Source organism: Nocardia sp. NPDC059195, assembly GCF_042754695.1.
Taxonomy (GTDB): domain Bacteria; phylum Actinomycetota; class Actinomycetes; order Mycobacteriales; family Mycobacteriaceae; genus Nocardia.
This window is the reverse complement of sequence record NZ_JBHZBG010000007.1, coordinates 1-13549: the sequence shown is the minus strand read 5'-3', so window position 1 is coordinate 13549 and position 13549 is coordinate 1. Positions and strand designations below refer to the sequence as shown.

At 63.4% G+C, this 13549-nt stretch carries 13 protein-coding genes; 5 read left to right on the top strand and 8 right to left on the bottom strand.

From position 1 onward, the window contains the following. Positions 1-314: 314 nt before the first annotated feature. Complete coding sequence (locus ACFXKN_RS11725) at positions 315-1166, top strand: hypothetical protein (protein ID WP_378954123.1); 852 nt, start codon at positions 315-317, stop codon at positions 1164-1166. A 125-nt stretch (positions 1167-1291) separates the two neighbouring features. Here the strand turns inward: ACFXKN_RS11725 and ACFXKN_RS11720 are convergent, their stop codons facing one another. The 7 genes from ACFXKN_RS11720 to ACFXKN_RS11690 all read right to left on the bottom strand — a co-directional run bounded on the left by ACFXKN_RS11720 (position 1292) and on the right by ACFXKN_RS11690 (position 8898). Beyond that, positions 1292-1594 (bottom strand): WXG100 family type VII secretion target, encoded by a 303-nt coding sequence (locus tag ACFXKN_RS11720; protein ID WP_378954125.1) that lies wholly within the window; start codon positions 1592-1594, stop codon positions 1292-1294. 33 nt (positions 1595-1627) lie between these two features. Next, on the bottom strand, positions 1628-1951 hold the full coding sequence (locus ACFXKN_RS11715) for a WXG100 family type VII secretion target (RefSeq protein ID WP_378954132.1): 324 nt from the start codon (positions 1949-1951) through the stop codon (positions 1628-1630). A 342-nt stretch (positions 1952-2293) separates the two neighbouring features. Then, on the bottom strand, positions 2294-3523 hold the full coding sequence (locus ACFXKN_RS11710; protein WP_378954135.1) for a hypothetical protein: 1230 nt from the start codon (positions 3521-3523) through the stop codon (positions 2294-2296). A 26-nt stretch (positions 3524-3549) separates the two neighbouring features. Next, positions 3550-4821, bottom strand: coding sequence for a hypothetical protein (locus ACFXKN_RS11705; protein WP_378954138.1), 1272 nt, complete (start codon positions 4819-4821; stop codon positions 3550-3552). Between the two features lie 16 nt (positions 4822-4837). After that, a complete protein-coding gene (locus tag ACFXKN_RS11700) occupies positions 4838-6376 on the bottom strand; it encodes a serine/threonine-protein kinase (RefSeq protein WP_379432940.1) in 1539 nt (512 codons plus the stop codon). Positions 6377-6469: 93 nt separating this feature from the next. Next, positions 6470-7702 carry a hypothetical protein gene (locus ACFXKN_RS11695; RefSeq protein ID WP_379432939.1) on the bottom strand — a complete coding sequence of 411 codons (1233 nt, stop codon included), beginning with the start codon at positions 7700-7702 and terminating at the stop codon, positions 6470-6472. After that, positions 7699-8898, bottom strand: coding sequence for a hypothetical protein (locus ACFXKN_RS11690; RefSeq protein WP_379432938.1), 1200 nt, complete (start codon positions 8896-8898; stop codon positions 7699-7701). The genes ACFXKN_RS11695 and ACFXKN_RS11690 overlap by 4 nt, the downstream gene beginning before the upstream one ends. Positions 8899-9041: 143 nt before the next feature. Here ACFXKN_RS11690 and ACFXKN_RS11685 point away from each other — a divergent pair, with 143 nt between their 5' ends. From ACFXKN_RS11685 to ACFXKN_RS11675, 3 genes are all read left to right on the top strand, one after another. Further along, a complete protein-coding gene (locus tag ACFXKN_RS11685; RefSeq protein ID WP_378954284.1) occupies positions 9042-9617 on the top strand; it encodes an IS607 family transposase in 576 nt (191 codons plus the stop codon). Then, positions 9614-10942, top strand: coding sequence for an IS607 family element RNA-guided endonuclease TnpB (gene tnpB / locus ACFXKN_RS11680; protein ID WP_379432937.1), 1329 nt, complete (start codon positions 9614-9616; stop codon positions 10940-10942). The genes ACFXKN_RS11685 and tnpB overlap by 4 nt, the downstream gene beginning before the upstream one ends. Positions 10943-11128: 186 nt before the next feature. Then, entirely contained in the window at positions 11129-11296 is a 168-nt protein-coding gene (locus ACFXKN_RS11675; RefSeq protein ID WP_378954156.1) for a hypothetical protein, read from the top strand. 20 nt (positions 11297-11316) lie between these two features. Here ACFXKN_RS11675 and ACFXKN_RS11670 read toward each other — a convergent pair whose 3' ends face one another. Next, positions 11317-11865 (bottom strand): hypothetical protein, encoded by a 549-nt coding sequence (locus tag ACFXKN_RS11670; protein ID WP_379432936.1) that lies wholly within the window; start codon positions 11863-11865, stop codon positions 11317-11319. Between the two features lie 211 nt (positions 11866-12076). Here ACFXKN_RS11670 and ACFXKN_RS11665 point away from each other — a divergent pair, with 211 nt between their 5' ends. Next, positions 12077-13399, top strand: coding sequence for an FHA domain-containing protein (locus tag ACFXKN_RS11665; protein ID WP_379432935.1), 1323 nt, complete (start codon positions 12077-12079; stop codon positions 13397-13399). Positions 13400-13549: the final 150 nt, after the last annotated feature.

Genomic DNA, 13549 nt, shown 5'->3' with positions numbered 1-13549 from the left:
GCCGGGGCGGACCTATGGCTGGTGGACAGCGGGGGAGACACTGGCCGTCGGCTGGACGAACGTGGTCCTCGCCCCGTCGGGCTCGCCCTCGGTTGGGACTCCGACCGCGCTGATATGTAAAGTTTTCGGCGATTTCTTTGCATGTTGCGCGGACATGTCAAATTTCTTGCAATGATTTTCCCAGGGCCTTCCGTGCCCACAGGTTCATTGATCGCTGGGAGACCGCTCGATTCGGGTTCGGAGGCGTGCGCAAGTACGCTCGCTGCGGGTCGCGTGTTCGTCGGGTGCGGCCTGTGAAATTGGGAGGGGAAACCATGACTTATCCACCGCGGCAGCAAGGTCCGGGTTGGGCGTCGGGGCAGGGTGCGCCGCAGCAGTACGCCGGACAGCAGCCGTATCCGCCGATGCAGCCGCAGCAGGGCATGCAGCCGCAGTACGGTGCGCAGCAGGGTGGTCAGCTCCACCCGCAACAAGGTTGGGGTCAGCAGCCGCAGCAGGGGTGGTCGCCCCAGCCGCCGCAGCAGAACCCGTGGTGGAAATCGCCGCTCGTGTTGGTCGGTGGCGCTGTTGTGGTGGTCGGCGCACTGGTAGTTGGGGTTGTCGCTGTCTCGAGCGGAGGCGACGACGAAGCGGGAACAGTCGCAGCGCCCCCATCCGCAGTCCAGGAAGCACCCTCGGCCCCCACCTCAGCAAAGAGCACCTCCAAGCCTGCGCCAACGACGAGCAAGGCAGCCCCGCAACCTGTTTCGGCCGACGCCAAGACCGTCCTCGAAGCATTGCCCGCACCCCTGCGTGAAGTCGTCGCCGTCAACAACATCACCGAGAAGGCCCCGATCGGCAACGACCCGTACGCAGTGCGAGTGGTGTTCACGGTGCCGGCCAAGAACAGCCTGACAGTAGGGCTCCTGAGGACCGCCGTCGACATCGACCGCTACCCGATCGCCTGGATCGACACCAACCCGGACAAACTGCTCCGTCAGTGGAGCAGTCAGCACCCGGAGTGGCTGATCGACAAGGGCGAGAAGAAGTTCCGCATCGAGGACACGATCCCCGGTGGTGGAGCCACGGTGGAGACCTTCAACACGACGACGAAGCTGTACACGTTGTTGTCGGGATTCAAGGACAAGGAATCCGCCTTGAAGTACGTCGAGCGCGCAGGATTCTAAGAACGCAGAATCACGCGACGGTGAGCAACACTGTCTGTCTGAAGAGGGCCAACTCGAAGTCGCGGCTGCTGTTGAAACAAGTCAGGCCCCGGCTGAGCCGGGGCCTGACTTGCATGGTGCTTGGCTCAGAACAGACCCGCGAGGGCGGTGTCGGTGCCCTTGAGGTCCGAGTTGCCGCTCTGGACGAGCGTGCCCGCGCCTTCAAGGGTGGTGTTGAGCTGCTGCACGTGGGTGTTCCACTGCGCCTGCAGCTGGGTGAACGCATCGTTCGCGTCACCAGCCCAGTTGTTCGTGACGAAGTCGGTGACCTGCTTGTGGAAGTCTTCCAGCTGGGTCATGATGCCGCGGGCATCGGAGACGATGCGCTGAGCACCGGCCTCGACCTCGCCGAAGTTAGCGGAAATCCGCGTGACGTCGTTGCCTGCCATCGATAGCTCCTTACTAAGTGTGGTGGGATCGGATCAGAGTGCGGGCAGGTCGAGCGAGCTGACCTGAGCCTTCACCTGCGAGGCGAAGTCCTGGTCCTGCTCGTCGTACGTCTTGCCAGCATTTCGCAGGCTCTCACAGGTCTCGAGGAGCTTGTCGTTGAGCTTGTCGGCCTGGAAGTAGTAACGCTCCATGAAGGAGTCGAACGCCGCGCGGGCGCCACCACTCCACGTTGCGGTGGTCTGGTCCTCCAGCGCCTTCAGCGCCGTGATCGCGGTAAGCAGATCCTGGTGCTTCGACTCGGAGGTCTTCACGAAATTGTCAATTTCGGTTGCACTGGCACTGAGCTGACCCGCCATGGTGTGTTCCTTCCGGTTGCTGGGAGTCGAGAGCAACTGCTCCGGTCGACCCGTTCATATGATTGGACGCGAGCCAGGGCGAATCGGTTCCCACATCTTCCGAGATTTTTTCGGCCCCCGGGATGACGTTGATGTCCGCCCTGCTGTACCTGCGGATACAGGCCCCGCCGTCGCTCGGCGACACGAGGCCTACATGTCCGCGAATCTGTCCCCCTCCTTCCCCTGCCACAGCCCGAGTCACAAGGCCAGCGGCACTTCGCGTATCACCATACCGATCGCGACGCCGTCTGCACACCCCGCTCCCGCCGTCATTGTTGGACAGGAGCAGGTATGCAACGTCAGCTACTGGGCATTGGCGAAGACGGCGTACTGCGCAGCCGAGCGCTGGTGCGCGTCGTTGATCTGGTGGCTGCTGACAACCCCGACGTACTGCCGGTAACGCACCGAGCAGGAGAACCGCTTGATGTCACTGGAGGTGACCTTGTTCTCGATGCAGGTGGTAGCGGGCACCGCCGAAGGCGAGTTCGCTGGACCGAAGCGTGGGCCCTCGAACATCCCAGCCTGGAACTTCTCCGCAGCTGAGGCGTCGCGTGCCTTGAAAACGGTTGCGTCCCAACCGATCCCGATGTGCTCTACGCCGGTCTCTTGGTAGAGGGCCTGATGTTCCTGTTCCGCACGTTGGACCTGGAGGAAGCCTTGGAGGCCATAGGATGCTGACCGAGTGTCTTCCGGCCCGCCCAACTGTTCGCGGTTCAATGCGCGTTCCAGCACGTGGGCTGGATCGTTTTCGAGCATCAGTATTTCCATCGGCGTGAGCGGCGGCAATTTGTCGAGCCGCGGCAACTGGGCATCCAGGACTCGACTGGCGAGATCCTTCATTTGTGACAGATCGGGAGACGGCAGGCCAACCTGCAGACTGACTACGTAGCTGCCTCGCGCGATAATCGCGGCCATGCTGGGGACCCCGGGCCGCCAGTGTGCATGTGCTGTTGGGTACTTGTCGATAGTCAGCTTCTGGTTCTGGTCAGGGGCTACCTGGAAGTCGAGGAGCTCGACCGATTCGGCCGCACGCCGTGCAGCGTCCTCGTCGGGAAACTGCATGACACGCATCCCAAAATATGTCGGGTTGAGCGAGCGCTGATAATCTGCGAGGACATCATCGCCGGGCGACAGTGTGAACAGATCGAAGTGCTCCTTATCGGTGCTACCGGTGCTGAATCCGTATAGCAACCGGTGCTGCTTGAGCGTAGGTTTCACCGTGTCGCTGAACTCGCTCAATAAGCTTTCGGATGTAAATGAACCCCAAGATCCGTATTTCAAACTCGGATCAACTTCCGTGCCGAGCACGAGATGGTCGGCGAGTCGCATAGCTGCGAGTTCCTGGCCGTTCTTGTAGCCGTGCCTGTACTCGTAGTAGGCGCTAACCGGGAGTGTCTGGTATTTGCCAACATCCAGGGTTCGGACATCGATTTCGCCAGCAACCGCTGTTCCGCCGACGTGAGATCCGCAGCCTGACGCAAAAAGTGACGAAATAATAGCCACGGCTGCCGCTTTAGCAATGTGTTTATGCATAGCCTGTCCTAGCTTCCGCCTGGCTTCTATTTGGAGTTCGCCAATAGTGAGTACTGGGCCGAAATGCGCTGATGTGCATCGGTAAGTTGATTTGCGGAAATCTCGGCTGCATATCGACCGAAACTAATTGTGCAGTAGTATCGGGGATTGGTGCCGCGGAATTTCTCACGATTTTCGTGACACTTGGCCGACGGCAGCCCGGGGGGGCTCGGTGCAACAATGAACATCCGGCCGCGTTCACCCCGTCGCTTCTCGAAAAGTTGCGCGGAATCTGCATTCTTGGTTCGGTATAGCTCCCCGCCATTGAAAGCGGCCACGTCAACGCCTGTTTCGTCGAACAATTTCTGGTCTTCGGTGATGTTGAGCGATACCTGCAATGCGCCGTACTTCTGATATGCAGTAGGTATCGTGGCGCTATTGGTCACGGAGTCGTTAGTGGCAGGGACTGTTATCGCGAGCATTCCGTCGACATCACGGTCCAGTGTCCCCCATTTGTCGCGTGGAGTCGGCGTGAACTTCGACAAACGCGGTTGAATAGCCGCGATGACCTTCTCGGCTCTGGCTTGCATCCCGGGCAGGTCGTCGGATCCGATCTGATCACTGAGGGTGTCTCTGATGATAGTCAGTACCAAGAATTTATCTACTGAATGCCATACGTAGATTGCATCAGCTCGCGGCGTCCATACGGCATGAGATTCCGGAAATCGTGCGAGTCGAGTGCCTTCATAGTTCACCCCGAGAATTTCCTGGTGCTTGGCGCCCAAGGCGCCCACGGCCTTCTTTGCTGCCTCGGCGTCCGTGAACAGAAGCGTGTAGTTATTCAACGACCACGAGAGATTTGTGTTGAAATTCGTTCTTCCCTCGGTGTAATAGCCGGAAATGAATCCAGGTGCGAAAGTGTTGAAATCTTCGCGGCTCATGAGTAGATCACGCGACAATGGATACTGCGATACATCTGTGAAGGTGCGACTCTGATTGAATCTGTTCGTAAAATTCAGCGCTGGATCGATGTCTATTGGTAGGGGCATAACCTCGGCGATGCGTCGCGCTTCGACCAAGGCTGCCTCGTCGTCGGTTTTGGCCATTCCCAAAGGAACTGGTTTGCTCGGGTAGTTTCCCACGTCGAGCCGACTCAGGTCGACCTGCACCTCTGGGGCGGCCACCGGGATCGCTTCGCTGCCCCCGCAACCTGTCGCCAGCAGGCATACGACAGAAACTGTAGCACCTACTGCAGCTCTATATGCTCGCTTTCTCGGCGCGGTTGATGATTTCAGTTCAGAACGCAAAGCATCCCCCATTGTGGTTATTGAAATTCTATCTGATCTTTGTTTTAAGCACGGGAACCAGCTTGCTGATCATCAGTTCCTCGGATTCGGGCGACCAATTCTGCATGGCAGATACCGTACTAGGATCGTCGATAGGGATGACAATTGCGCGCGAACTGGTTATTCCGTACGGGAGACCGAGGAGCCCGCCACCGCCGGCTTTCTCGTCGCTACGCAGCACGATGACGTAGCTATCGTCCGGTGCTTCGAGTGCGCTCGAGCTGTCCGATACCTCTTTGGGTGACGGAACCCCTTCGGTATTCGTGTACTTGAAGTTGTAAACGAAACCGAGTTTCTCCAGGAACTGCGTCTGCGGGCTGCCGGTCAAATAGATTCCGAATTTGTGGGGTTGCTGCGTGACGTTGAGGAGCGTGACAGTCTTGCCCAGAAATTGGGGATTGTCCTTGCGTTCCTGCTCGATCGGCGGCAGCGCCGAAGCCGATGTACTGGTCGTGGTGCCGGTCGTTGGATCGGATCCGCCGGCGGCCCAAATGCCAACGCCGGTGCCGATTCCGACGACGAGTACGAGCGCTGCGCCGATCACTGCCGCGCGCTTGGTCGTGCTGCGGGCGTTCGGTGTGGAAGCTGTCAGACCAGGCAACGACGCTGCCGCCCGCGGATCGGTGTGCTCGCGGGGCGGCATCACCTGGATCGGATACGTCGGCGACGTGTGATGTCCGGTCGGGTTGAAACCGGGGGTGAGCGCGTTCGCGGCCGCGTCGGTGAATTCGCGGCAGGTGGCGAAACGCTCGGCCGGGTTTTTGGCCATCGCGCGGGCGAAGATGTGGTCGATGGCGTGGGGGAGGCCGGGGCGGATTCGGGTGGCCTGGGGTGGGGGCTCGTGGAGGTGGCCCATCATGACCATGGCGGGTTGTGCTGCGGGGTAAGGGTTTTGGCCGGTCAGGAGTTTGTAGAAGGCGCAGGCGAGGCTGTAGATGTCGGCGCGGTGGTCGAGGGCGGCGCCGCTGAGCTGTTCCGGTGGGGCGTAGGCGATGGTGGCCAGGAAGCTGCCGGTTTGGGTGAGTTCGGTGGCGTCGTCGGTGGACTTCGCGACACCGAAGTCGGTGAGGAAGACGCGTTCTTCGTCTTCGTCGCTGTTCGACAGCAGGAAGTTGGCGGGCTTCACGTCGCGGTGCAGCAGGCCGCGGCGGTGGGCGTAGTCCAGGCCCTTGCCGACCTCGGTGGTGATGCGCAGGGCGCGCAGCGGGGTCATGGCGTGCGGGTCGCGGGCGAGTTCGGCGGCGGCGTCGGTGCCGTCGACGTACTGCATGGCGATCCACAGCTGGCCGTGTTCCTCACCGCGGTTGTAGACCGAGACGATGTTGTTGTGGTCCAGGCCCGCGGCGAGGTTGGCCTCGCGTTCGAAGCGGGCACGGAACTCGGGGTCGCGGCTGAGTTCGGCGCTGAGCACCTTCAGTGCGTCCATCCGTGGCAAGCTGGGGTGCTTGGCCAGGTAAACCGTGCCCATGCCGCCGGCGCCGAGCACCCGCTGCACGCGGTACCCGCCGACGATGGTGCCGTGGCTCATCACCATCTTTTACGATCTCCTGACTCAATGCCGCACACTGCCGCTTTCCCGGCTGGAGCATATAGGACTCCGTAGGGGTCGGCCGGTGTGGGATTATCGGCTGTTGGCGAATAGCGCATATTGCGCGGCCGCACGTTGATGGGCATCCAAAAGCTGGTTGCCGCTTACTATTCCGACGTATTCGTTGTAGGCGAGGATGCAGCTGAAGCGTTTGTAGGCGCTTGGGCGTTTGTTCTCCACGCAGGCGGAATCGGGGAGGTTGGGTGGGCTGGCGGCTTCGCCTTCCGCCTTCCACGGGAACATCTTCTCGGTGACCGCGCGGCGGGCTGTCTGCTCGTCGGGGGTACGGATGGCGATCGAGCGCCAGACGAGGGCTACCTGTTGGGCGCTCATCTTGGTGAGCTGTTCGTCGACGTAGTGGCGATCGGTCGGGAGTTGGTCGCCGGAATAGTGCAGGATGCCGTGTTTGCCGGTGACCACGTAGTAGCCCGAGCCATCGGGGCCGGCCAGTTGGTCCGGGTTGAGGGTGCGCATCAGCAGGTGGTCGGGGTCCCAGGGCAGGGCCATGACCTGTTCGTCGGTCAACGGAGTGGTTTTGGCGAGTGCCTCGATCTGCTCGGTGTAGGCGTTCGAGGCGAGGGCGGCGAGCTCCTGTTGGTCAGGGGTGGGCACCGACAGCAGAAAGGCGATCACATAGGGGCCGTGGGGGAGGACTGTGCGCAGGAACGGTGAGTCAGGACGCCAATGTGACAGTGCCGCGGGGTGTGCGGGGAGCGCGACTGGTTGGTTGCGGCCTTCCTGCCTACCGAAGTCGGCGTCATAGAACTCTTTCGCCGCGGCGGCCGCGCGGTCCACGTCCGGGAACTGCATGACCATGGTGGTGGCGGTCAGCCTGTTATCTGCCTTCTTCGTCGGCCAGTCGCCAGAAGTTGTGACGAGTGAATCCTTCGCGGCACCGCTGGATTCGAAGCCGTACAGCATTTTGTGCTTCTTCGCGATGTCCGACATCGTTGGCTCGTCACCGAGGGCTGACGGCATCAGGCCGGCGGAGAGGGTGGTCGCGCGTTTGCCGTAGATCATCTGGGCGTCGACGTCGCCGGAGTTGATCACGTAGTCGGCGATCCGCATCGCCGCGACCTCGTACATCTCGTAGAAAGGGGGAACGGGATCGTCGTCGTGCGCATTGAGCGGCTCGGTGGGGTACGAGCCGACGTCGAGGGTGCGGACATCCAACTCGCCGGGCAGCGCCTGCCCCGACAGAGTTGAGCCGCACGCGGTCAGGACGGTGGCCAGGGCGGCGGCGAGCAAGACGTATCTGATTCTCATCGGGCGTTCACCAACAATGCGTACTGGGCGGAGATTCGCTGCTGAGCGTCGAGGAGTTGATTCGACCAGACGTAGGCGGCGTAGCGGTCGTAGGACACCGCGCAATAGAAGCGGATCGCGATCCGTTGTTGCCTGCCGATGTATTCCTTGCACTGGGCGCTGGGCAGGTTCTTCGGTGCCGCGGAGGCGGTGAATTTGCGGGTGACGCCGCCGAGCTCGTCACGGACACCCTGGGCGCTTGCGATGTCGCGGGCGCGGTACACCTCGGCGCCGTCGTTGGCGTAGAGGTCGATGCCGTAGTCGTCGATCATTTTCGCGGCGCTCACCGGGTTGGAGACGAAATGGCGGGCGGTGCGGCCCGCGTAGACACCCGGCGGGTTGATCCAGGAATCCTCGCGGGGGCGGGGTGCGGTGCGGCCGAGCATGCCGTCGCGATCGCGCTGCAAGGTCATCAGGTCGCCGGTGGTGGGAGTGAACTTCGCGACCGAGGGGACGATCGTGTCGAGGCTCTTGCGGGTGAGATCGAGCATGGCCTGTTTGTCGACCTTCTCCAGCCAGATCTTCAGGTAGTCGTAGAACCAGGTGTAGATCACCAAATGACCGGTGGCGAACCAGGATCCGATCGACTGCTGGTCGGGCTGCCAATGCGCGATCGCCGCGGGATAACCGGGGATCTCGATGCGCTGATTGTTCGGGGCGTAGCCGAAGTCGAGCTTCTCCAGCTCGATGGCGGCGTTGGTGGCTTTCTGCGCGTCGGGGAAGATCATGACCGCGTTCACCATGTCGAGTCCCATATTGTTGGGCTCGGTCTCCGCTGAGCTCACGAATCCGCCGATGAAATCGGGGGCGATCTCGGCGAAGCGGTCGACGGCCATGATCTTGCCGAGCGAGGCTTCGGCATCGAGGAAGACCGACGCGATCGACGGATTGGTGTGCACGAACCGGGGATCGATATCGGCGGGCGTCGGCACGAAGTCGCCGAGGCGTTCGGCCTCGATGAAGCGGCCCTGGTCGATGTTCGCGACCGTGCCGATCTGGCGGGGCTGGGTCGGATAGTTGCCGACATCGAGGGTGGCGAGGTCCACGGGAACGTCGGTGGCGACGATCTCGTCGGGACCACCGCAGGCGGTGACGACAGCGGTCAACAGTGCGGTCGCCAGGACTCCGACGACTTTCGTGGCTCGCAACGCGATCATTCCTCCCCGAAACGATTATCGGCGGAATCCTACTTCACCGCTTCCGAGGAGTGGGGCTGAGCGAACTCACAAGCTGGCCAGCAGGGCTCGATGCTGTAGGTCAATATGTGTCGTTCTATGTTCTTCTATGTAAAAATGACGACATGAAATTGCGGGCATGGGCGGAGGTGCAAGGCATCTCCTATCGGACAGCGTTGAAATGGTTCCACGCTGGCACGTTGCCGGTTCCTGCCCGTCAACTGCCGACCGGGACGATCCTGGTCGAGCCGCCGCAAGCCTCGACCGGGCTGACGGTCGCGTACTGCCGCGTGCCGAGCAGTGACCAGACCGAAGACCTCGAACGACAGGTCGGCCGGGTGGCGGTCGAGTGTTCGCAGCGGGGGCTCGTCCTGGATCGTGTTGTCTCAGAAATCGGTTCGGGACTGAACGGGCACCGCCCCAAGCTGGCGAAGCTGCTGGCCGACCCGACCGTCGAAACAATCGTGGTCGAGCACCGCGAACGGCTCGCACGATTCGGGGTCGAGTACGTCGAGCAAGCCCTGGCTGCGTCCGGGCGCACTCTCGTCGTCCTCGACGAGGCCGAACTGCCCGACGACCTGGTACAGGACATGGTTGACGTGCTCACGTCCATGTGTGCCAGGCTATATGGCCGCAGGTCCGCCCGACGCCGAGCCGAGGCGGCGATCGCCGCGACCGAAGCCCACCGGGATACTGAGTGATCCGGGCGTATCTGTTCGCGCTGGACCCCACGGCCGAGCAGCAACATCAGTTTCGTTCGCACTGCGGGGCACAGCGGTACACCTACAACTGGGCGCTTGCGCAGGTGAAAGCGAACTGGAACCAGCGCAAGGCCGAGGAGTCCTACGGGATCGCCGACGCGGACCGCACGCCGTGGATCAACACCTCCGCGTACAGCCTGCGCAAAGCCTGGAACCAGGCGAAGGGTGAGGTTGCGCCGTGGTGGGCGGAGAACAGCAAGGAGGCCTACGCCTCCGGCTGCGCGAACTTGTCGACCGCGCTCGGCAACCGCCGCGACGGTCGCGCTCGGATGCCGCGGTTCAAGTCGAAACACGCCCGCCAGTCGTGCCGGTTCACCACCGGAGCGTTCGGGATCGGCCGCGACCGTCGACATGTGAAGCTGCCGCGGATCGGTGAGATCCGCACGCACGAGTCGACCCGCAAGCTCTCCCGAAGGATCGAGACCGGTACCGCCCGGATCATGTCGGCGACGCTCTCGCACCAGCGGGGGCGCTGGCACATCTCGTTTTCGGTCGAGCTGCCCGACACCGATGCTGCCCCGCGTGGCGGGCAACGGGTGGTTGGTGTCGACCTCGGCATCTCGGCGCTCGCAACCTTGTCGACCGGCGAGAAGATCGCCAACCCTCGCCACCTCGACAAGGCGCAGCAGGCGCTGCGGCGGGCGCAGCGAGTCACAGCCCGCCGGCAGGGGCCGGACAGGCGCACAGGGCAAACACCGTCGAATCGATGGGGCAAGGCACAGGCGTGGGTCACCCGGCTGCACGCCCGTGTCGGGAACCAACGTCGGGACAGCCTGCACAAGATCACCACGCGACTGGTGCGCGAGTTCGATGTCATCGGAATCGAGGACTTGCACGTCGCTGGCATGGTGCGTAACCGTCGTCTCGCACGGCACATTACGGACGCCGGGTGGGCCGAGTTCCGGCGCCAACTGACCTACAAGGCGGACGCTGCGGGTGTCGGTGTTGTCGTCGCGGACCGATGGTTCGCTTCCAGCAAGACCTGTTCCGGGTGTGGCACAGCGAAAGCCAAGCTGGCTCTCTCCGAACGGATGTACGCCTGCACGGCGTGTGGCCTGGTGCTCGACCGGGACCACAACGCCGCGCAGAACCTCGCCGCCCTCGCTGGCGGAACCCCCGGAGAGTTGCTTCGGGAGCAGCCCGCTGGAACTCATGTCAGACCTGGCTCCGCGCCGGGCAGTGAGACTGCCACGGGAAGGCCGCGAAGCGGCCAAGGCCATGTTCGCAAGAGCATGGATCACGAGACAGAATTACTCGTTTCGTGAACGGCGTACTGGGCGGTGATCTTCTTCTCTTCTGGCGGACCGCGGGTCACCGTCGGCGCTGTGACCATCGCCAGGTAGCGCTTGTAGGCGACGTAGCAGCGGTAGACGTAGTCGTCTTTGTTGTCGTTGTCGTTGTCTCAGGCAGGTCGCGGTGGGAACGACGGCTGGGGCGGTGATTGGGTCGTAATGGCCAGCCGAATCGATGAGCCCCCGCATGCGGGATTGGCCGACGAACTGGTCGCCTACCAGGGTGACGGCGCCGCCGTCGACGACCGCGTGGGCTTCGACTCCTGTTGCGTGGACCAGATTTTGGCGCGCGGTGAGGTCGGCTGCCTTGTTGACGAGGTGTTGTGAGGGGGTAGGAGGCGAAGGAGTTAGGCGTCGGGGTATTCGGCGGAGGCGAGTTTGCGGTTTTCGGGGGAGACGGCCAGGTCGACGTCCTCGAGTTCGCGCGCGGCGAGCGTCGCGGCGGCCGCGGTGGGGAACCGGAACAGGGCGGTGGTCAGGGCCGTGGCGTCGGGGCCGGGGCGGGTTTCGCCGTCGGGATCGGCTTTATCGGCGCCGAGCGCGACGTAGCCGGTGATGAATTCGCGGTTCTCCAGAACAGGTTTGGAGACATTGGCGACGAAATCCAGCGCGCGTTCGACATCGGGAACGACAACACCGCCTCGTCCGTGCGAGAGCGTTGGATCGATCCCCACCGCGGGCACTACCGCAGCCGACATCCGCGCACCCTCGACGAGCGCGCCCTTGTTGCCCGCGGTGTCGGGGTAGGTGTGCCGGTCGGTGGCGAAGGTGCCGGTCTCCAGACCACGCACATCGGGCTCACCGGCGACCGGTGTGCCGCTGACGGCACAGCCGGTGAGGGTGATCAGGGCGCCACCCAAGGCGAGCGCGATGCGAATTTTGGTCGAATCGATCATCACAAGCCCCTTGATGTCCTCCCGCGATATGCGTCCCTTCGCCATCGCTGCGGCTATGCGCAAGAGGGGTGAGGAACGCTTCGCGGCTGCGCCCACTAGGTATGAAGTTACCGGACCGAACCCGCCCAGGGGGACCGATGTGGGGTGCTTGCCATACTCTGGATGACATGGCGACCCCCCTGCTGCGCAGTTCCGGTAGAGGCCGATACCTGTGAGGGATCGGCAGGTCGAAGTGGTGCTCGGAAGTCACGCTGTCGCGCGGGTCGCGGGCGCGGTGATCGTGGTCGCCCATCGGGGGCAGGGCAAGATCACGCCCGGTGATACCGCGGCGATCGCGCTGGAATCGCTGGCGGAGTTGGTGCGTGACGCGCACGAGCAAGCGCCGTCGGGGCCGGGTTCGGTGGTGGCGCGTGAGGCAACCCGATGGCTCATGAAGTACGCCGAGCAGATCTCGCCGGGTGTGCCGATCGATTTCGGGGTGCTCTCGGCCGCGGACAACGGTGGCGTGGCGATCTTCCTGCACGGTTCGGTGACTGCTGTCCTCACCGACGATCGGGGCCCGGAGTACTACCGCGGTAGTGACGCGGCGTTCACCGTCGACCGGGTGGCCTCGGAGCCGGCGAAGGCGGTCGCGCTGTTCGTCGACGATGCCAAGGGGCGCATCCCGGATCTGCCGCCGGAACGCGGAATCGGTTGGCTTGTCGAGGGAATCGCGCAGGCGGGCGGTGCCGTGATGTGGTCCAACGATGTGCGCAGCCGGGTGCGGACCGCGGAACCGGCGGGTCAGACCCGCAGGCCACCACCGCCTACCGCGCGCATCGACCGGGAACCACGTGCGCCGCAACCGGATTCACGACCTGTCGAGCAGCCGGCGACCGGGATGCAACCGGCTACGTCGATGCTGGACGCTGTCACCGGCACCGCGTACGGCACCGTCGACACACCTGTCGTCGACCCGCACACCGCCGAAACCCGGCACTCCGGAACCAATCCCGCGCCCGAACCCGATCCCGACCTGCAGCGCAGGCTGGAGGCAACGGCCAAGTCGACGGTGCTGGCGGTGCGGGTGATGGGATTCAAGTGCGCGCGTGCGCATCCCAGCGATCCTCGCTCGGCGTTCTGCACGGTGTGCGGCATGCCGGTCGACCAGACTCAAGCGCTCGCCGAGGTGGTTCGCCCACCGCTGGGCATGCTCGTGCTCGACGACGGCATGACCTACCTGATGGCCGCCGACGCGGTGATCGGGCGTGACCCGGAGAACTCCGACGCCGCCCTGCGCGGACTCATCCCGCTGCGCATCGACGACACCTCCGGTGGCATGTCACGCGCGCATGCCGAAGTGCACCTGGTGAATTGGGATGTGCAGCTCATCGATCGCGGTTCCACCAACGGAACTCGCAGCAGGCACCCCGGCTACCGCGACTGGATCCGCCTCACGCCGAATCAGCCGATGGTGCTCGTCCCCGGCACAGAAGTCATGATCGGCAACCGGGTGCTGCGCTACGAACCGGCCGCCCCACCCCCCTTCGGCTGACACCTACCGCATTCCCAACCCCGTACGACCCGACCTCGAGGAGGGTCCGCCGCGAAGCGGCGTAGCGGCCCGGCCGCGAGTTAGCCGCCGTTGCGTCCGCGGCGCAGCCGCCAGCAACGGTGGCTAACTCGCGGCCCCCAGGGGGCCGCG

Bases quoted from the DNA above. Each gene is read 5' to 3' on its own strand.
- ACFXKN_RS11725 (WP_378954123.1), top strand. From the start codon at position 315: ATGACTTATCCACCGCGGCAGCAAGGTCCGGGTTGGGCGTCGGGGCAG.
- ACFXKN_RS11720 (WP_378954125.1), bottom strand. From the start codon at position 1,594: ATGGCAGGCAACGACGTCACGCGGATTTCCGCTAACTTCGGCGAGGTC.
- ACFXKN_RS11715 (WP_378954132.1), bottom strand. From the start codon at position 1,951: ATGGCGGGTCAGCTCAGTGCCAGTGCAACCGAAATTGACAATTTCGTG.
- ACFXKN_RS11710 (WP_378954135.1), bottom strand. From the start codon at position 3,523: ATGCATAAACACATTGCTAAAGCGGCAGCCGTGGCTATTATTTCGTCA.
- ACFXKN_RS11705 (WP_378954138.1), bottom strand. From the start codon at position 4,821: ATGGGGGATGCTTTGCGTTCTGAACTGAAATCATCAACCGCGCCGAGA.
- ACFXKN_RS11700 (WP_379432940.1), bottom strand. From the start codon at position 6,376: ATGAGCCACGGCACCATCGTCGGCGGGTACCGCGTGCAGCGGGTGCTC.
- ACFXKN_RS11695 (WP_379432939.1), bottom strand. From the start codon at position 7,702: ATGAGAATCAGATACGTCTTGCTCGCCGCCGCCCTGGCCACCGTCCTG.
- ACFXKN_RS11690 (WP_379432938.1), bottom strand. From the start codon at position 8,898: ATGATCGCGTTGCGAGCCACGAAAGTCGTCGGAGTCCTGGCGACCGCA.
- ACFXKN_RS11685 (WP_378954284.1), top strand. From the start codon at position 9,042: ATGAAATTGCGGGCATGGGCGGAGGTGCAAGGCATCTCCTATCGGACA.
- ACFXKN_RS11675 (WP_378954156.1), top strand. From the start codon at position 11,129: ATGGCCAGCCGAATCGATGAGCCCCCGCATGCGGGATTGGCCGACGAA.
- ACFXKN_RS11670 (WP_379432936.1), bottom strand. From the start codon at position 11,865: ATGATCGATTCGACCAAAATTCGCATCGCGCTCGCCTTGGGTGGCGCC.